16 protein-coding genes are annotated in these 18,438 nt (G+C 71.3%); 9 read left to right on the top strand and 7 right to left on the bottom strand.

The features are described from left to right. Positions 1 to 150: 150 nt before the first annotated feature. The 4 genes from AC1RL8_RS28415 (at position 151) to AC1RL8_RS28400 (ending at position 3,499) form a co-directional block, all read left to right on the top strand. Positions 151 to 603, top strand: coding sequence for a MarR family winged helix-turn-helix transcriptional regulator (locus AC1RL8_RS28415; protein ID WP_307581883.1), 453 nt, complete (start codon positions 151 to 153; stop codon positions 601 to 603). 85 nt (positions 604 to 688) lie between these two features. Next, positions 689 to 1,114 (top strand): organic hydroperoxide resistance protein, encoded by a 426-nt coding sequence (locus AC1RL8_RS28410; protein WP_062481095.1) that lies wholly within the window; start codon positions 689 to 691, stop codon positions 1,112 to 1,114. 189 nt (positions 1,115 to 1,303) lie between these two features. Further along, positions 1,304 to 2,422 carry a DUF2855 family protein gene (locus AC1RL8_RS28405; protein ID WP_487847446.1) on the top strand — a complete coding sequence of 373 codons (1,119 nt, stop codon included), beginning with the start codon at positions 1,304 to 1,306 and terminating at the stop codon, positions 2,420 to 2,422. Between the two features lie 33 nt (positions 2,423 to 2,455). Continuing rightward, complete coding sequence (locus AC1RL8_RS28400; protein ID WP_070063054.1) at positions 2,456 to 3,499, top strand: serine/threonine protein kinase; 1,044 nt, start codon at positions 2,456 to 2,458, stop codon at positions 3,497 to 3,499. On the opposite strand, the gene AC1RL8_RS28395 is transcribed toward AC1RL8_RS28400, so the two are convergent. Continuing rightward, the gene (locus AC1RL8_RS28395) at positions 3,500 to 4,396 is read right to left on the bottom strand and encodes a LysR family transcriptional regulator (RefSeq protein WP_492686955.1); all 897 of its coding nucleotides are present in this window, start codon (positions 4,394 to 4,396) and stop codon (positions 3,500 to 3,502) included. Positions 4,397 to 4,486: 90 nt separating this feature from the next. On the opposite strand from AC1RL8_RS28395, the gene AC1RL8_RS28390 reads away from it, so the two are divergent. The 5 genes from AC1RL8_RS28390 to AC1RL8_RS28370 are packed head-to-tail and all read left to right on the top strand — an operon-like array spanning position 4,487 to position 9,834. Then, a complete protein-coding gene (locus AC1RL8_RS28390; protein WP_492686954.1) occupies positions 4,487 to 6,196 on the top strand; it encodes an acyl-CoA dehydrogenase family protein in 1,710 nt (569 codons plus the stop codon). Between the two features lie 34 nt (positions 6,197 to 6,230). Beyond that, the gene (locus tag AC1RL8_RS28385; protein WP_447747790.1) at positions 6,231 to 7,220 is read left to right on the top strand and encodes a Bug family tripartite tricarboxylate transporter substrate binding protein; all 990 of its coding nucleotides are present in this window, start codon (positions 6,231 to 6,233) and stop codon (positions 7,218 to 7,220) included. A 37-nt stretch (positions 7,221 to 7,257) separates the two neighbouring features. Further along, positions 7,258 to 8,226 carry a tripartite tricarboxylate transporter substrate binding protein gene (locus tag AC1RL8_RS28380; RefSeq protein ID WP_492686953.1) on the top strand — a complete coding sequence of 323 codons (969 nt, stop codon included), beginning with the start codon at positions 7,258 to 7,260 and terminating at the stop codon, positions 8,224 to 8,226. 16 nt (positions 8,227 to 8,242) lie between these two features. Beyond that, complete coding sequence (locus AC1RL8_RS28375; RefSeq protein WP_095950284.1) at positions 8,243 to 8,689, top strand: PaaI family thioesterase; 447 nt, start codon at positions 8,243 to 8,245, stop codon at positions 8,687 to 8,689. Continuing rightward, a complete protein-coding gene (locus AC1RL8_RS28370; RefSeq protein WP_492686952.1) occupies positions 8,686 to 9,834 on the top strand; it encodes a CaiB/BaiF CoA transferase family protein in 1,149 nt (382 codons plus the stop codon). The genes AC1RL8_RS28375 and AC1RL8_RS28370 overlap by 4 nt, the downstream gene beginning before the upstream one ends. Positions 9,835 to 9,846: 12 nt before the next feature. On the opposite strand, the gene AC1RL8_RS28365 is transcribed toward AC1RL8_RS28370, so the two are convergent. Genes AC1RL8_RS28365 through AC1RL8_RS28340 form a run of 6 tightly spaced genes read right to left on the bottom strand, consistent with a single transcriptional unit; the run spans position 9,847 to position 18,384 of the window. Further along, the gene (locus AC1RL8_RS28365) at positions 9,847 to 10,830 is read right to left on the bottom strand and encodes a Bug family tripartite tricarboxylate transporter substrate binding protein (RefSeq protein ID WP_492686951.1); all 984 of its coding nucleotides are present in this window, start codon (positions 10,828 to 10,830) and stop codon (positions 9,847 to 9,849) included. Continuing rightward, complete coding sequence (locus AC1RL8_RS28360) at positions 10,830 to 12,044, bottom strand: VWA domain-containing protein (RefSeq protein ID WP_070063047.1); 1,215 nt, start codon at positions 12,042 to 12,044, stop codon at positions 10,830 to 10,832. Before AC1RL8_RS28360 ends, AC1RL8_RS28365 begins: the two co-directional genes overlap by 1 nt. Continuing rightward, the gene (locus AC1RL8_RS28355; protein ID WP_492686950.1) at positions 12,041 to 14,389 is read right to left on the bottom strand and encodes a DUF5682 family protein; all 2,349 of its coding nucleotides are present in this window, start codon (positions 14,387 to 14,389) and stop codon (positions 12,041 to 12,043) included. Before AC1RL8_RS28355 ends, AC1RL8_RS28360 begins: the two co-directional genes overlap by 4 nt. Positions 14,390 to 14,402: 13 nt before the next feature. After that, the gene (locus tag AC1RL8_RS28350) at positions 14,403 to 15,482 is read right to left on the bottom strand and encodes an AAA family ATPase (RefSeq protein ID WP_062482644.1); all 1,080 of its coding nucleotides are present in this window, start codon (positions 15,480 to 15,482) and stop codon (positions 14,403 to 14,405) included. Further along, a complete protein-coding gene (locus AC1RL8_RS28345) occupies positions 15,479 to 17,041 on the bottom strand; it encodes a DUF5691 domain-containing protein (protein ID WP_492686949.1) in 1,563 nt (520 codons plus the stop codon). The genes AC1RL8_RS28350 and AC1RL8_RS28345 overlap by 4 nt, the downstream gene beginning before the upstream one ends. After that, a complete protein-coding gene (locus AC1RL8_RS28340) occupies positions 17,038 to 18,384 on the bottom strand; it encodes an SWIM zinc finger family protein (protein WP_492686948.1) in 1,347 nt (448 codons plus the stop codon). The genes AC1RL8_RS28345 and AC1RL8_RS28340 overlap by 4 nt, the downstream gene beginning before the upstream one ends. Between the last annotated feature and the right edge of the window lie 54 nt (positions 18,385 to 18,438).

The raw sequence follows: 18,438 nt of genomic DNA, 5'->3' as shown, positions 1-18,438 counted from the left end.
GGTCGCCTTTTCTTTGCTTACTTTCTTTTGGCGAAGCAAAAGAAAGTGAGTCGCCCGCCGGGGCGAGACCCGGCCCCGGAAAGCAACCCCCAAAACCAATCCAAAACAACTACATTGCACACAATTCAATTGCGAACTACAATTCAATCCATGCCAACGAAACCCAACACAGACGACCTGCTCAAGCTAGACAACCAGCTCTGCTTCGCCGTCTACTCCGCCTCCTTGGCAATGACCCGCCTCTACAAGCCGTTGCTCGAAAAGCTCCAGCTCACCTACCCCCAATACCTGGTGATGCTCGCCCTCTGGGAGCAAGACGGCCCCACCGTCTCCGCCCTCGGCGAACGTCTCTCGCTGGATTCCGGCACCCTCACCCCGCTCCTCAAGCGCCTCGAAGCCAACGGCTACGTAGCCCGAGTCCGCGACGTCGCAGACGAGCGCCGCGTCCACATCACGCTCACCCCCGCAGGCCGCAAGCTCAAGTCCCGAGCCGCCAACGTCCCCGAATGCCTCATGGCCGCCGCCGAATGCTCCGTCCCCGAGCTGATCGCCCTCACGCAGCAAATACAAACCCTGCGCGACCGCATCCGCAAAGCCGCCTGACACACAAACAACCCATCCAGAGTTCTCCCCGGCTTCGTGAGAAGAAGCCCTTTCATCACCACTCCCCTGACCAAAGGAAATCACCATGACCACCAAGCTCGACAAAGTTCTCTACACCGCAGAAGCCCACACCGTCGGCGGCCGTGACGGCGCCGGCAAGTCCAGCGACGGCGCCATCGACGTCAAGCTGAGCTCGCCCGGCTCGGGCAAGCCCGGCACCAACCCCGAGCAGCTGTTCGCGGTCGGCTACGCCGCCTGCTTCATCGGCGCCATGAAGGCCGTCGGCCCGAAGATCAGCGTCAAGGTGCCGGAAGAAGTCGCCATCGACTCGAAGGTCTCCCTCGGCCCGACGAACGGCGGCGCGGCCTACGGCATCTCGGTGCAACTGGCGATCTCGCTGCCCGGCCTGGACGACGCACAGAAGAAGCTGCTGGTCGACACGGCTCACCAGGTCTGCCCCTACTCGAACGCCACCCGCGGCAACATCGACGTGGAACTCACCATCGTCTGATTCCGCTCTGACGGTTTCGTGAAACAAAGCGCCCCGGCCCCAAGCCTGGGCGCTTTTTTCATGTCTGTCTCACGGGTGACGCCGAAACGCACGCCGAGATAGCGCCTTTCACCAAGCTTGGCTAATGTGGCCGCACGTCTCGCCCGTCCCGCCCCCCGTCTTCAACACACACCCGTGGAGATCGACCCCATGAGCACCACCCACCTCCTGATCCGCAAAGACCAGCTGGCCACCGCGCGCCTGCACACCGACACCTCCGACCGGCCACTGACCGACGGCCAGGTGCGCGTGCGCATCGACAGCTTTGCGCTCACCTCCAACAACATCACCTACGCCGCCTTCGGCGATGCGATGAGCTACTGGCAGTTCTTTCCCTCAGAGGAAGAAGGCTGGGGCAGCATCCCGGTGTGGGGCTTTGCCAGCGTGGTGCAGTCGCAGCACCCGGGCGTGGCCGTGGGCGAACGGATCTACGGCTACTGGCCGATGTCCACGAGCGCGGTGCTCAGCCCCGACCGGCTCTCGCCCTCGCGCTTCACCGACGCGGCGGCGCACCGCGCCGAGCTGCCCGCGGTCTACAACCAGTACTTCCGCTGCAACGCCGACCCGCTGTACACCACCGACACCGAAGACCTGCAGGCGCTGCTGCGCCCGCTGTTCATCACCTCGTGGCTGATCGACGACTTCATGGCCGACAACGACTTCTTCGGCGCCACCACCATGCTGCTGTCGAGCGCGTCGAGCAAGACGGCCTACGGCACGGCCTTCCAGCTGCACCAGCGCGACGGCATCGAGGTGGTCGGCCTCACCTCGCCCGCCAACGTGGCCTTCTGCCAGAGCCTGGGCTGCTACGACCGCGTGGTGACCTACGACGCGCTGGACACCATCGCGGCCGACACCCCGTGCGTGTACATCGACTTCGCCGGCAACGGCGAGCTGCGCACCGCGATCCACGAACGCTTCACGAACCTCAAGTACAGCAGCTCGATCGGCGGCACGCACGTGGAGCAGCTCGCCGCCAAGGGCGCGGGCAAGAGCCTGACCGGCCCGCGCGCCACGCTGTTCTTTGCGCCGGCGCAGATAAAAAAGCGCACCACCGAATGGGGCGCTGACGAGTTCGGCCGGCGCATGGTGGCCGCGTGGCACCGCTTCCTGGCCACGGTGACCGACGCCAGCAACCCCTGGCTGCACACCGAGCACCACCACGGCGGCGAGGCGGTGCAGGCCGCCTACGCGCAGGTGCTGGCGGGCAAGGGCGACCCGCGCACCGGCCATATCCTTTCGCTTTACAAACAAGCGGGCGCTCGCTGACCCGCACGGGGCCCATGTGGCGACAATCGCCGCATGACCCCTTCTTCTGTCGCGCCCGCGAACACCCATCCTTACGAGAGCCTCACGCCCGACGTGGTGCTCGACGCGCTCGCGACACTCGGCCTGCACGGCGACGGCCGCCTCACCGGCCTGAACTCCTATGAAAACCGGGTCTACCAGGTCTACCTGGAAGACCCGAATCCCCATCCCGCGGTGGTGCTCAAGTTCTACCGCCCCGGCCGCTGGAGCGAGGCCGAGATCCTCGAAGAGCACGCCTTCTCGCTCGAACTGGCCGCTGGCGAGGTGCCGGCCGTGCCGCCGCTGGCCTTCGACGGCAAGACGCTGCACCACCACGCCGGCTTTGCCTTCAGCGTGAGCCCCTACCGCGGCGGGCGCGCGCCCGAGCTGGACAACTTCGAGGTGCTCGAATGGGTGGGCCGCTTCCTGGCGCGCATCCACACGGTGGGCAGCGCCAAGCCCTTCGAGGCCCGCCCCGCGCTCGACCTGCAGACCTTCGGGCTGGACTCGCGCGACTGGCTGCTCGAGAACGACAAGATCCCGCTCGACATGCAGCGCGACTGGGAAAAAATCTGCAACGAGGCGCTGGACATGGTTCGCGCCACCGCCCTGGCGCTGCAGCCGCCGGCCTCCGACTTCAAGCCCCGCAAGCTGCGCCTGCACGGCGACGTGCACCCCGGCAACATCCTGTGGACGCCCACCGACCGCCCCGGCGGCGGCCCGCACTTCGTCGACCTGGACGACGCGCGCACGGGCTTCGCGGTGCAAGACCTGTGGATGCTGCTGTCGGGCGACCGCGCGCAGCGCACGGCGCAGCTGTCGGGCCTGCTCGACGGCTACGAGCAGTTCCGCGAATTCGACCGCCGCGAGCTGGCGCTCATCGAGCCGCTGCGCACGCTGCGGCTCATCCACTACAGCGCCTGGCTGGCACGCCGCTGGGAAGACCCGATCTTCCCGATCAACTTCCCGTGGTTCGGCTCCAGCGACTACTGGAAGGGCCAGATCCTCGTGCTGGAAGACCAGTGCGAGCAGATGGCGGAAGAGCCCCTCTACGCGTGATCACTGAGCGGCGTTCGCGGCCAGGCTCTGCGCCACGCCTTCGAGCAGCCGCTCGACCAGCACATTGACCGGCCCGGCGCGCCACACGCCATAGGCCTCCGACTGCACCACCGCGCGGTCGAGCGGGCGGAACACCGCCCCGCGCAGCGCCGAGTGCCGCATCGCCTGCGGCACCAGCGCCACGCCCATGCCCTGCGACACCAGCGACACCACGGCCAGCCAGTGCCGCACCTCGTGGCGCACCTCGGGCAGGAAGCCCGCGTCGGCGCAGATCGACAGGATGCGCTCGTGGTAATCGGGTGAAGCCTCGCGCGAGAACAGCACGAAGGGCTGGTCGCGCAGGTCGGCCGGCGCCAGCACGCGCTTGCGCGCCAGCGCATGGCCCGCGGGCAGGCAGGCCACGAAGGGCTCCGACAGCAGCAGCCGGTGCTGCAGCTCGGCCGGCATGCGGCTGGTGTGGACAAAGCCCAGGTCGAGCCGATCGTGCAGCAGCTCGGCGATCTGCACGCCGGAGTTGAGTTCGCTCAGCGTGATGCGCACCGCTGGATGCCGCGCCTGGAACGCACGCAGCGCGGGCGGCAGGCCGCGGTAGAGCATGGCGCCCACGAAGCCGATGCGCAGCCGGCCCGCCGAGCCGGTGGCCACGTCGCGCGCCTCCAGCGCCGCTTCTTCAGCCTGCAGCAGCACGCGCCGCGCCGACACGCGCAGCGCCTCGCCCGCGGGCGTGAGCCGCACTTCCTTGCTGTTGCGCTCGAACAGGCGCGCGCCCACCGAGTCTTCGAGCTGGCGGATCGCCACCGACAGCGGCGGCTGCGAAATGGCCAGCCGCCGCGCGGCGCGCCCGAAGTGCAGCTCTTCGGCGAGCACGGAGAAGTAGCGCAGGTGCCGCAGTTCCATGAATAGCTAAATCAAATCGTACAAGACCAAATCAATATTAGACACGGATCATTGCCAACTCAACAATGCGGCGAACCAGGAGACGCCCGCATGCCCACACCCGCTGCTTCCGCTGCCACAGCCGCCGCGCACCCGATCCCCGATCGCCACGGCCAGAACCTCTTCACCACCGACACCGAGCTGCACACGCTGCTCGCGCTGTACCTGCCCGAGGCCCTGCGCACCCACATGCGCCCGCACTTCGAGCGCCTGGGCGGCCTGGCGGGCGGCCTGCTGGACGACCTGGCCGGCACCGCCGACCGCAACCCGCCCACGCTGAAGCAGCGCACGCGCACCGGCATCGACGAGCAGAAGGTCATCAAGCACCCGGCCTATGTCGAGATGGAGCGCCTGGCGCTCAGCGAATTCGGCCTGGCCGCCATCTCGCACCGCGACGAGACGCTGGGCTGGGCCGGCAAGATGCCGCCGCTGGTCAAGTACGTGCTGACCTACCTCTTCGTGCAGGCCGAGTTCGGCCTGTGCTGCCCGGTCTCGATGACCGACTCGCTCACGCGCACGCTGAAGAAGTTCGGCGCGCCCGAGCTGGTCGCCAAGTACCTGCCGCGCCTGACCTCGCTCGACTTCGACGAGCTCGCGCAGGGCGCGATGTTCATGACCGAGCAGGCCGCCGGCTCCGACATCGCCGCCACCGCCACCACCGCGCAGCGCCAGGCCGACGGCAGCTGGCGCCTGGCCGGCGACAAGTGGTTCTGCTCCAACCCCGACGCCGGCTTTGCGATGGTGCTGGCGCGCGCCGACGACGCGCCCGCGGGCATGAAGGGCGTGTCGCTGTTCCTGCTCCCGCGCGAACTCGACGACGGCAGCCTCAACCATTACCGCATCATCCGGCTCAAGGACAAGCTGGGCACGCGCTCGATGGCCAGCGGCGAGATCCGCCTCGAAGGCGCGGTGGCCTACCTCGTGGGCGAGGAAGGCCGCGGCTTCCAGCAGATGGCCGACATGGTCAACAACTCGCGCCTGTCCAACGGCGTGCGTTCCGCCGGCCTGATGCGCCGCGCGGTGGCCGAGGCCGAGTACATCGCCTCCGAGCGCCGCGCCTTCGGCCGCGCGCTCGAGCAGATGCCGCTGATGCAGCGCCAGCTCGACAAGCTGCGCGTGCCGTCCGAGCAGGCCCGCACCATGGTCTGCCAGACCGCGCAGGCGCTGGCGCGCTCCGACGCCGGCGAGCCCGATGCGTACGCGCTGCTGCGCATCCTCACGCCGCTCATCAAGTTCCGCGCCTGCCGCGATGCGCGCCAGGTCACGGGCGATGCGATGGAAGTGCGCGGCGGCTGCGGCTACATCGAGGAGTGGAGCGATCCGCGCCTCGTGCGCGACGCGCACCTGGGATCGATCTGGGAAGGCACCAGCAACATCGTGGCGCTGGACGTGATCCGCGCCGTGAAGCGCGAAGGCTCGCTGCCCGTGCTGCGCGCGCACGTCGAGAAGCTCATCAGCGACGCCACCACGCTCACACCGGCCTTTGCCGCCGCGCTGCGCGACACCATGGCGCGCGCCTGCGCCCTGGCCGAGACCGCCGCGCGCGAAGGCGGTGACGTGCTCGCGCGCCAGGCCGCCTCAGCCCTGTACCACTGCACCAGCGCCGCCGCGATGGCCTGGGAGGCCTCGGCCGGCGGCTCCGCCGCGCGCCTGCGCTGGGCCCAGCTGGTGCTGCTGCACCGCGTGCTGCCGCGCGATCCGCTGGCACCCGACGCGCTGCCCGCCGACTGGCACGCCGCGCTCGTGCGCACGGCCGCCTGAGCCCCTTTTTCGAGAACAACGGAGACAAGACCCCATGCGACAACGACTCAGCCTCATCCTCGGCACCGCCTGCGCCGCGCTGCTGCTGGCAGCCACGCCCGCCGCGCACGCCCAGCCCGGCGCCTTCCCGACCAAGCCGATGACGCTGGTCGTGCCCTTCCCGCCCGGCGGCCCGACCGACGCGATGGCGCGCACGCTGGCCGCCGAGCTGCGCGACAAGCTCGGCCAGCCCATGATCGTGGAGAACCGCGCGGGCGCGGGCGGCAACATCGGTGCCGACTACGTGGCGCGCGCCGAGGCCGACGGCCACACGCTGCTGTTCGGCACCTCGGGCCCGCTGGCCATCAACGTGAGCCTGTACCGCAAGATCAGCTACGACCCGACCAGGAGCTTCGCGCCCGTGATCCAGGTCGGCTACCTGCCGAACATCCTGGTGGTGAACCCGGCCCTGCCGGTGAAGAACGTGGCCGAGCTGGTCGCCTACGCCAAGGCCAACCCGGGCAAGCTCAGCTACGCCTCGTCGGGCAACGGCGCCTCGTCGCACCTGGCGGGCGTGCTGTTCAACTCGGTGGCCGGCACCGACCTGCTGCACGTGCCCTACAAGGGCACGGGCCCGGCGCTCAACGACCTGCTGGGCAACCAGGTCAGCATGACCTTCACCGACATCCTCACCGCGCTGCCCTACGTCAAGGCCGGCAAGCTGCGCGCACTCGGCGTGGCCACCTCGGCCCGCTCGCAGGCGCTGCCCGAGGTGCCGACCATCACCGAGCAGCTGCACAAGCCCTACGACGTGAGCGTGTTCTTCGGCATCGTCGCGCCGGCCGGCACGCCGGCCGACCGCGTGACCAAGCTCAACCACGCGTTCGCCGAGGTGCTCAACTCGCCGAAGGTCAAGCAGATGTTCGCCGCGCAGGGCCTGGAAGCCACGGCGGACACCTCGCCGCAGAAGCTCGCGCAGTTCATCGGCAGCGAAACGGCCAAGTGGAAGGACGTGGTGAAGAAGTCCGGCGCGCAGCTCGACTGACCGCCGCGACGCACAAGAAAAACAAGGAGACAAGAAAATGAAAACGCAACGGCTGTCACGCCTGCTCGCCCTCGCCGCGCTGTTCACCGCAGCCGGCGCCGCCACCGCAGAGACCTACCCGCAACGCCCCGTCACGCTGATCGTTCCGTATGCCGCGGGCGGCCCCACCGACCAGCACCTGCGCGCCGTCGCCGACGAGGCCGGCAAGGCCCTGGGCCAGCCCGTGGTGCTCGACAACCGCCCCGGTGCGAGCGGCACCAACGGCGCCGCCGCGCTGGTGCGCGCCGCGCCCGACGGCTACACGCTGGCCGTGCTGCCGGCCTCGGTGTACCGCGAGCCCTTCATCAACAAGGTAGCCTTCGACCCCGCGCGCAGCTTCTCATACGTGGTGATGCTGTCCGACTACACCTTCGGCCTCGCCGTGAAGGCCGACGCACCGTGGAAGACCTGGCAGGACTTCGCGGCCGATGCCGCGCGCCGCCCCGGCAAGCTCAACGTGGGCGCCACCGGCGCGGTGGGAACGCCGCGCATCGTGATAGACGAAGCCGCCGAGATGGCGAAGGTCCAGCTCAACATGGTGCCCTTCAAGGGCGACGCCGAAGTCACCAACGCCATCCTCGGCGGCCACATCGACGCCGCGCCGCTCTCGGGCGTGGCCGTGCCGCACATCGACGCCGGCAAGATGCGCTACCTCGTGATGCTCACGCCGCAGCGCGTCAAGCGCTACCCGCAGGTGCCCACGCTGCGCGAACAGGGCGTGGACGCGGTCATCGATTCGCCCTACGGCATCGCCGGCCCCGCCGGCATGGACCCGGCGCGCGTGAAGACCGTGCACGACGCCTTCCGCAAGGCACTGGCATCGCCCGCCGGCCTGCGCGTGCTGGAGCAGCTGAACCAGCAGGCCAACGCGATGGACCCCGAGCAGTACCGCCGCTACGCGCTGGCGACCACCGCGCGCGAGAAGGAACGCGTGGCGCGCCTGCGCCAACGCGGCCTGCTCGACTGACCACGGAGTGCGCCGCATGCAGGACCCCGCTTTCATCGACGAGCCCGCCGGCGTGCTGTTCGGCCTGCCCATGCCGATGGCCCGCGCCTTCGCGCTGCGCGGCGAGGCCATCGGCGACGAGCGCGCGCGCGTGCGCATGCCCTACAGCGCGGACCACACCAACAGCCGCGGCGACGTGCACGGCGGCGCGATCGCCGTGCTGTTCGACTGCGCGCTCTCCAGCGCCGTGCGTTCGCACGCGCCCACGGCCTTCGGCGTGGTCACCGTCGACATCACGGTGCACTACACCGCGCCCTGCGCCGGCGACGTGATCGCCACCGCCGTGTGCGAGCGGCGCGGGCGCGCGATGTGCTTCGCGCGCGGCGAGGCGCGCAACGCCGACGGCGAGCTGCTCGCGCTGGCCACGGGCACCTTCAAGCTGGTGCCGCGCACCGCTTCTCCTTCTTCCGAATCCACCCCATGACCACCGCCCCTTCTTCGACCGGCGCCCTCGCGGGCATCCGCGTGCTCGACATCTCGCGCATCCTCGGCGGCCCCTACTGCGGCCAGATCCTCGGCGACCACGGCGCCGACGTGCTCAAGGTCGAGCCGCCGCAGGGCGACGACACGCGCACCTGGGGCCCGCCCTTCAAGGAAGGCGTGGCCTCGTACTACCACGGCCTGAACCGCAACAAGCGCGTGCAGCACCTGGACTTCTCGACCGAGGAAGGCCGCGAGGCGCTGCTGGCGCTCGTGGCCGAGGCCGACGTGCTGATCGAGAACTTCAAGACCGGCACGATGGAGCGCTGGGGCATCGGCTACGAGACGCTGTCGCAGCGCTTTCCGCGCCTGGTGTGGTGCCGCGTGTCGGGCTTCGGCGCCGACGGCCCGCTGGGCGCGCTGCCGGGCTACGACGCCGCCGTGCAGGCCATGACCGGCATCATGAGCATCAACGGCGAGGCCGACGGCGGCCCGCTGCGCGTGGGCCTGCCGGTGGTCGACATGGTGACGGGACTCAACGCGGTGATCGGCGTGCTGCTCGCGCTGCAGGAGCGCAACCGCAGCGGACGCGGCCAGTTCGTGGAGGCGGCGCTGTACGACAGCGGCCTCTCGCTGCTGCACCCGCACGCGGCCAACTGGTTCATGGACGGCACGGCGCCGCGCCGCACCGGCAACGCGCACCCCAACATCTACCCCTACGACGCGCTGGCCACGGGCACCGACCCGATCTTCGTGGCCGTGGGCAACGACCGCCAGTTCGCGAGCTTCTGCCGCTGCATCGGCCTGCCCGCGCTGGCCGACGACCCGCTGTACCGCACCGCCGGCGCGCGCTCGGTGAACCGCGAGGGCCTCAAGCAGCAGCTCGAAGCCGCGCTCGCCGCCTTCGACGGCCGCACGCTGGTCGACCAGCTGATGGCCGCCGGCGTGCCCGCCGCGCCCGTACTGCCGGTGGCGGCCGCGCTGCAGCACCCGCACACGCTGCACCGCGAGATGGTGGTGGAGATGGAAGGCGGTTACCGCGGCATCGGCGCGCCCGTGAAGCTCAGCCGCACGCCGGCCAGCTACCGCCATGCGCCGCTGACGCCGGGCGACGCGTTCCTGCCCAACGACGACAACGCCGCGCGCTGACCTGTCGCGCGCTCAGTCGAGCGAGAGCTTGAGCGCGCGGATCAGCGGATGCCAGCGCGCCGACTCGCGCGCCAGCAGCGTTTCGAACTCGGCCGGCGTGCCGCCCACCGGCTCGACGCCGGCCTCGGCGAGGCGGCGCTGCACCACCGGGTTGTGCAGCGCGCTGGCCACCGCACGCTGCAGCCGCGCCACCACCTCGGGCGGCGTGCCCGCCGGCGCCACGAGGCCGTGGAAGATCGCGGCCTCGACCTTCGGCAAACCCAGCTCCGCGAAGGTCGGCACGCCCGGCAGTTGGGCCAGGCGCGCGGGGTTCGCCACCGCGAGCACGCGCAGCCGGCCGCCCTGGATGAAGCGGCGCGCCGTGGCGAGCTCGCCCATCGCGAACGGCAACTGCCCGCCCGCCACCTCGACCAGCGCCGGCCCGGCGCTGCGGTACGGCACATGCACCATCTCCAGCCCGGCCTCGCGCGCCAGCAACGCCATCGCGAGGTGCTGCGCGCTGCCGTTGCCGGCCGACGCAAAACTGAAGCGGCCCGGGAAGGCGCGCGCGTCCTCGATGAAGGCACGCGCATCGCGCACGCCGCTGGCCGGGCCGACCAGCAGCACCATCGGCAGCCGCACCAGCTGCGTGACGGGCGTGAAATCGCGCGACGGGCTGTAGCTCAGGCTGCGGTACAGCGCCGGGTTGAACACCCACATGCCGTTGTCGGCCGACAGCACGGTGTGGCCGTCGGCCGGCGCGCGCGCGGCCTCGAGGGCGGCGAGCGCGGTGTTGCCGCCGGGGCGGTTCTCGATCTGCACCGGCTGGCCCGTGTCGATGGCGAGCTGGGCACCGATGGCGCGCGCGACGACGTCGGCGATCGCGCCCGTCGGGAAGGGCACGATCCAGCGGATCGGCCGCGCGGTGTCGTCGGGCTGCTGCGCCCACGCCGTGCCCGCCATCAGACCCAGCAGCGCGGCCAGCCGCCGCCGTGTCAGGTCCGGCGGGCGCTGCATCACGGGGCGGCCCGGCTGGTCTTCAGGCCCTGCCCCGCGGCCCAGGTCGACACGTCCTCGCGCTTGATGGCCGCGGCCATGAGGCCGGGGAACGCATCGGGCGTGCACGCGAACGAGGGCACGCCCAGCGCCGCGAGCTTGGCGGCCAGGTCGCGGTCGTACGAGGGCGCGCCCTCGTCGCTGAGCGCCAGCAGCGCGATGAACTGCACGCCGGCCTCCACCAGCTGGTGGGCGCGGCGCAGCAGGCCGTCTTCCACGCCGCCTTCGTACAGGTCGGAGATGAGGATCAGGATGGTGTTGCGCGGCTCGCGCACCAGCGTCTGGCAGTAGCCCACGGCGCCGTTGATGTCGGTGCCGCCGCCCAGCTGCACGCCGAACAGCAGGTCGACCGGGTCCTGCAGCTGCTCGGTCATGTCGACCACGGCGGTGTCGAACACCACGAGCTTGGTCGACACCGCCGGCAGGCTCGCCATCACTGCGCCGAAGATGCTCGAGTAGACGACCGACGCGGCCATGGAGCCGCTCTGGTCGATGCACAGGATCACTTCGCGCTGCGGCTGGCGCGCCTTGCGCCCGTAGCCCACCAGCGTCTGCGGCACCACGGTGCGGTACTCGGGCTGCCAATGGCGCAGGTTGGCGCGGATGGTGCGGTGCCAGTCGATCTCCGAATGGCGCGGGCGGCGGTTGCGCTGGCTGCGGTTGAGCGCGCCGCTCACGGCGCTGCGCATCGGCTCCTCGAGCTTCTTCATGAGCTCGTCGACCACCTTGCGCACCACGGCGCGCGCCGTGTCCTTGGTGCCGGCCGGGATCACGCTCGCCAGCGCGACGAGGTTGGCGACCAGGTGCACGTCGGGCTGCGCGTTCTCGAGCATCTCGGGCTGCAGCAGCATCTGGCGCAGGTTGAGCCGCTCCATCGCGTCGCGCTGCATCACCTGCACCACCTGGCTCGGGAAGTACTTGCGGATGTCGCCGAGCCAACGGGCCACGCTGGGCGCCGAATCGCCCCGGCCGCCGCGCTGCCCGCCCTGGCCCAGGCCGCGCCGGCCGTCGGCTTCGTAGAGCGCGGCCAGCGCCTGGTCGATCTCGCGCACGCGGCCTTCGATGGCGCCGCAGCTGGCGTTGGCCTCGCTGCCGAGCACGAGGCGCCAGCGTTGCAGGCGGTCGGTGGGCGGCAGGGTTTGTTCTTCGTCGATGGGTGTTGGATTCGCGCTCATGCCTTCACTCCCAGCAGTTCCCGCAGCAGCGGCAGCGCGAGCACCGCGCGTGATTCGTCCCAGTCGGTGGCGGCCACGGCGGACGGCAAGGTGCCGCCGACGGCGCCGCGCTTGGCGCGTTCGCCGAGCGCGCGCCGGTCGGCGCCCGAGAAGTCCGCGAAGCTGCGCCGCACCAGCGGCAGCACCTGCACGAAGTGCTCCTCGCCGAGCCCCGCGAGCCAGCCATCGACCAGCGACCACACGGCATCGTCGTGCAGCAGCACCATCGCGTTGCGGTTGAGAAAGCCTTCGAGCCAGGCCGCCGCATCGGTCGGCGGTGCGCCGGCCGAGAGGTTGCGCGCGAGTTGCTGCGAAGCGCCGTCGCTGTCGATCTGCGCGTCGTCGAGCAGCAGCCGGCAGCTCACGCCGCGCAGCAGCGGCGCGCCGGTTTCGCCGAAGGCGATGGCACGCAGCGCGTTGCGCCAGGCGGTGGTCGTTTCTTCGCCGTCGCGCAGGCGCACCGCGTCGTGCGCGCCGATGAGGCGGGTGCGCAGCGACTCGGCGGCCTCGGCGTCGAGCGCGCCGCAGGCGATCGGCAGGCCGATGGCGCCGCGCACGATGAGGCTGTCGAGCACGTGCGAGAGCAGCGCGCTGTCGGTCTGGCGCACGCTGCCGTAGCGGAACACGTTGGCCAGCGGCGGCACGGCGCCGATGAGCTGCACGGCGTCGCCGGTGAGCGCGGCGCGGTCTTCGAGCGCGCGGGTCACGGCCTGCACGGCCACGGGCAGGTCGGCCAGCAGCACGGTGTCGACCTGCTCGGCCAGTGCGGTGAGCGAGGTCTCGGCCGCGAGCCCTTCCATCACGCGCGCGCTGGCGGCATGCGCCACGGTGGCGCCGAAGCGGCTGGCCTCGATGACGCGCAGCGCGAACTCGGGCTGCCACTGCAGCTGCCACACCTCGTGGAAGGTGCCGCGGCTCGCACGCTGGCCGGCCGTGACCTCGCCCCACGGCAGGCCGAGCAGGCGCAGGCGGTGCAGCAGGTGGCTGCGCGCCAGGTCGTTGGGCTGGCGCAGGTCGAGGTCGAGCGTCTTCGCGGTGGCCTCGGGCTTGAGGCGCAGGCTTTTCTGCGCCTGTTCGAGGTCGCGCTGCAGCGGCACGGTGGGCACGTCGGCCGGCACCTGGCCCATGCGGTCGCCGACTGTGAGGCGCTCGCGGATGAGCGTGAGCGGCGCCTGCTCGCCCATGCAGATCACGCTGCGCACGGCCTCGTCGAGCTCGGGCAGGCCGGGCGCGGGACGCTCGCGCAGCGCGGCCAGCGTGTCGGCCAGGCGCGTGGCTTCGATGAGGTGGGCGGAAGAACAGTCGAGGTCGTGCTCGCGCAGCAGGCGCGCGACGCGTGCGAGCCAGCCGGTGCTGCGCCCCGCCACCTCGTGCCCCTGCTGCCACAGGTGTTCGTACCAGCCCGGCGAATCGATGCCGGCGCCGTAGCCGCTGGCGCTCGTGAGGTGGCGATAGGTCCACGGCACCCAGGTCGCGAGCACCTTGAGCTTGGGCAGGCCCTTGAGCAGCGCCGCATCGGCCTTGGCGGTGGCCGCGCCCTGCAGCGCGGGCACGTGCCAGGCGCCGCACACGACGGCGATGCGCTGGTGGCCGGCCTTGACGGCCTCGCGGATCGATTGCCGCATGAAGGCTTCGCGCCGCTGCTCGCGTTCCATCGCGCGCACGCCGCGCCGGTCTTCGGGCGTTTCGGCGCGCACGGCCGTCATGGCTTCGGCGATGGCACCGAACAGGTCTTCGCCGTCGCCGCGCTCCTCGACCATGTGGTTCCACCAGCTCTCGCCGTCGGCATAGCCGGCGGCATGGGCGAGCCAGTCGAAGGGGTCGTCGGGCAGCGTGTTGGCGGCCTGTTCTTCCTCGGGGGCTTCGACCGTTTCGGCGACGGGCACCGTGTCGGTCTCGTCATCGCCCAACGGTGTTTCTTCAGGCGCTCGCGCCTTCGCCTCGTCGGCCGCGCGTGCGGCCTGCTCGATCGCCATGCGGTGCGCCTGCGGCAGGTCGATGAAGCGCGTGGGCACGCCGCGCGCGGCGCCCCACTGCAGCGCCTGCCACTCGGGCGAGAAGGTGGCGAAGGGATAGAACGCGGCCAGGCCGGTGTCCTCGCTCGCGTGGATCAGCACCGCGACCGGCGGTTGCAGGTCGGCGTGCGCCAGGAAGGACAGCAGCGGCTCGGCCTCGGGCGGGCCCTCGACGAGGATGCAGTCGGGCTGCAGCGACTCGAAGGCGCGCAACAGGCTGCGCGCACAGCCGGGGCCGTGGTGGCGGATGCCGAAGTAGTGCAGCGGCGAAGGCGCCGCGCTCGTGCTCATGCGCCGGCTCGCGTCAAAGCTGTTCTCGGCAGGCGCGGTACAGGTCCTTCCAGTCGGCCCGTTCCTTCACCACGGTCTCCAGGTATTCCTTCCACACCACCTGGTCCTGCACCGGGTCCTTGATGACCGCGCCGATCAGGCCCGAGGCCACGTCGGCCGAGCGCAACACGCCGTCGCCGAAGTGGCCGGCCAGCGCCATGCCGCTGTTGATGACCGAGATGGCCTCGGCGGTCGAGAGCGTGGAGGTGGGCGACTTGATGCGCGTCTTGCCGTCTTCGGTCTGGCCGTTGCGCAGCTCGCGGAAGATCTGCACCACGCGGCGCACTTCCTGCAGCGCGGGCGGCTCGGCCGGCAGCGCGAGCGCGCGGCCCAGCTCGCCGACGCGCTTGACGACGATCTGCACTTCTTCTGCTTCGCTCGACGGCACGGGCAGCACCACGGTGTTGAAGCGGCGCTTGAGCGCGCTCGACAGTTCGTTCACGCCCTTGTCGCGGTTGTTGGCGGTGGCAATCACCGAGAAGCCGCGCGTGGCCTGCACCTCGGTGCCCAGCTCGGGCACGGGCAGCGTCTTTTCCGACAGCACGGTGATCAGCGAATCCTGCACGTCGGCCGGGATGCGCGTGAGTTCTTCGACGCGCGCGATCTTGCCCAGGCGCATGGCGTGCACCAGCGGACTCGGCACCAGCGCCTTCTCGGACGGGCCGTGGGCCAGCAGCTCGGCGTAGTTCCAGCCGTAGCGCAGCTGCTCTTCGCTGGTGCCGGCCGTGCCCTGGATCAGCATCGTCGAGTCGCCGCTCACTGCGGCGGCCAGGTGCTCCGACACCCACGACTTGGCCGTGCCCGGCACGCCGTACAGCAGCAGCGCGCGGTCGGTGGCGAGCGTGGACACGGCGATTTCCATCAGGCGCGAATTGCCGATGTACTTGGGGCTGACTTCGAAGCCGTTGGCCAACTTGCCGCCCATCAGGTAGGTGAGCACGGCCCAGGGCGAGAGCTTCCAGTTGGCCGGGCGCTGGCGGTCGTCGACCTTCTGGAGCGCTTCGAGTTCTTCGGCGAATTGCTGTTCGGCATGCTGGCGCAGGACATTGCTCATGGACGGCCTTGGGAAGAGGTTGAAAGTGAAGAAGAAGAGGAAGAAGAAGGAAGCGTGGCGACCAGCCGGCGCGCGCGCACGATGCGCGCGGTGTCGGCCAGTGCGTTGGCGAGGCCGGGGCTTTCCTCGGCCGCGCGCGGCAGGTCGGCCAGCAGCGGCAGTGCATCGAGGTGCAGCAGCGCGGCGGCGGTGCCGAGCACTTGGCGCAGCACGTAGTCGTTGACGAGGTCGCCGCGCTCAACGCGCATGCGCAGCGCCTGGGCGATGCGCAGCGACAGCGCGGCCGAGGGCGTGTCGCCGGGTGCGCAGGCCTGGTCGGCAAACGCGACGACGTCCTGCACGCCCTGCCCGGCATCGCCGAGCTGCGTTGCCCAGTGGCGCTCGCGGCGCTCGCGCGGCAGCAGCGCCAGCAGCGGGCCCACGCCGCCGCGGTGGCCGCGCGGGCGGTCGAGCAGCGCGTCGCACCAGTCGAAATCGGGCGCGGCCAGCACGGCCTCGTTCCAGCCGCGCAGCAGCGCGTCGTGCCAGTCGCCCTTGGCGGCCCAGTCGAGCAATGCAGCGGGCGTCAGGCCGGTGCGCGCGGTCCACCAGGCCAGCGGCATCTGGCGCACCAGCTGGTAGAGCCACCACGCGCGCTCGCCGAGGCTGTCGTGCGTGGGGCGCGCGGCGTCGATGGCGTCGTCCTTCCAGCGCGGGTCGGCGGCCTCGGGGGCGTTCAGTTGCCACGTCGCGCCTTGCGATGAGAGCAAGGGCGCGAGGAAGGCTTCGACGCGCCGCACGTGCGCGCTGGCCGGCAGGCGCTGCAGCAGCTCGACCACGGTCTGGCGCACATCGCGCGCGCGGTCTTTCAGCTGGGCTTCAAGCAGCGCTTCGTCGTCGGGGCCGAGGTTCTCGGCCAGTGCGCCGAGCAGCTCGGCGCGCTCCTTGGCGGGCAACTGCGGCAGTTCGGCGGCGAGGCGCTCGCGCGCACCGGCCGGGTCGTCGCGGCGTTGCTCGGCCAGCACGGCACGGCGCTGGTCGATGCTGCCTTCGTCCCAGCGGGTTTGGGTGTCGGCCTGTGCGCTGGCGCCGACGGCGTAGCGCCAGTCGTCGTTGCGCGCGGCCAGCCAGCGCCCGCGCTCGCCGAGCGCGAGGACGACGGCGGGACGCAGTGCGGTGTCGCGGCGGCCGGCATCGAGCGCGGCGGGCAGCAGGCTGGGCGGCAGGCGCCAACCGGCGGTGGCGAGCACGGCCAGCACTTCGTGCTGCAGGCGCTGCGGGCCAGAGGCGAGCGCATCGGCGATCACGGCGAGCAAGGCGGGGTCGCCGAGCGCGGGGCTGGTGTCGTTGGCGGCGGGCGGTGCGTCGTCGGCGGGCAGGCCCGGCGCGACGAAGCCCGCGCGGCGGCCCACGGCCACGGCGCCCGCGACGCGCAGCAGCACGCCCTGCGCAGCGTCGGTGGGTTGTTGCAGCGCCTGGAGCAGCGCGCCGAAATCGCCGGCCATGCCGTCGGCGGCCGGCACGGGTTGGCGTGCCGTGCCGACGAGGGCGGTCTGCAGCAAGGTGTTCCAGTGGCTCATGTGCGCGCTCCGCTCAAGGTCCAGACGGGTGTTCCACCCTCAGCCGCCCACGCGGTGAGTGGCGCGAACTGCTCGCCGTCCCATTCGCCGAAGACGCGCAGCGGCGCGCCGCCCGAATGCGCCAGCAGCTGCCAGGCTTCGGCCGCGGCCAGCTGCATCGGCAGGGCCTGCGACGCGGCGCCCAGGCGCAGCCACCACTGGTCGCCGTGCCGCGCGGGCACGGCATCGGCCCACACCAGAGGCAGCAGCGGCTGCCACGGGTTGGCCGCGATCTGCTGTGCCATGCGTTGCCATTCACCAGCTTCGTCGTCAGTGGCGACCGGCGCTGCGGTCGACGCGGCCTCGGCCGGCAATTCGGCCACCACCGCGCGCTGCGAGGCGTGGCCGGGATAGAAGCACAGCACGGCCGCGCGTTCGCTGCCGCTGACCCAGCCGGTCTCGAAGCCGCGTCCGCCGTGCGAGTAGTCGAGCAGCAGCGCGCGGCGTCCGCTCGCGCGGCCCTGCAGCCACACATGGCGCTCGATCAGTTTGGTGTCACGCTCGTCCAGGCACTGGCCCAGCACGAGCCAGTGGTCGCTCACGCGTTCGCCGTCGGCCAGCAGCGCCTCGCGGTCCTGCGGCCAGCCGAGGGCGGCGCGCAGATCGGCGCGCGTGGCGGGCGAGAGGCTGTCGCGGCGCGGCACCGCATCGACGATCAGTTGCAGCCGGCCCAGCCGGTCGAGCAGCCGCGCGGGCCAGCCTTCGCCGGCGCCGATCAGCTCGGCCGCCTGCGTGATGCGCTGGCCGAGCCCCGGCGCCTGCGCATCGACCATGCGCGCGGCCATGGCGGCCCAGCCCTCGGCCTGCTCGCTGCCGAGCGCGGCCAGGCCGCGCTGGGTCTGGTCGTCGAGCCAGCGCGCGAGCTCCTGCACGCCGGCCTCGATGCGCTTCCAGCGCTGCGCGTCGCGCTTGGCGGCCGCGGCGGGATCGGGTGCGGCGGCCGGTTCGGCGGCGCGGGCTTCTTTCTTCTCGGCCTTCTCGCGGCGCGAGGCGAGCCAGTCGGCCACCCAGGGCGGCGGCGCGCCGGCGGTGAAGCTGGCTTCGCTTTGCGCGCGCAGCAGCAAGAGCGCCAAGCCGTGCTTGCAAGGGAACTTGCGGCTCGGGCAGGAGCAGCGGAACACCGGGCCCGACAGGTCGACCTGCGTCTGGTAGGGCTTGCTGCCGCTGCCCTGGCATTCGCCCCAGACGGCGTCGTCGGAATGCCCGAGCGTGGGCCACTTGGCGGGCGCGAGCAGGCCTTTGGCGGCCTTCGCGGAGGCATCGTCCGGCGCGAGCGCGAGGACGGCTTCGGTACTGAGACTCATGGAAAGGGCAGCCTCGCGCCGGGCCGCGGCGCGGTCAGGGGTGGGAGGGGCGCG

Source organism: Variovorax sp. GW822-FHT04E09 (genome assembly GCF_058800845.1).
Note: the sequence above shows the minus strand (reverse complement) of the source record. Positions and strands in the feature narration are given on the sequence as shown.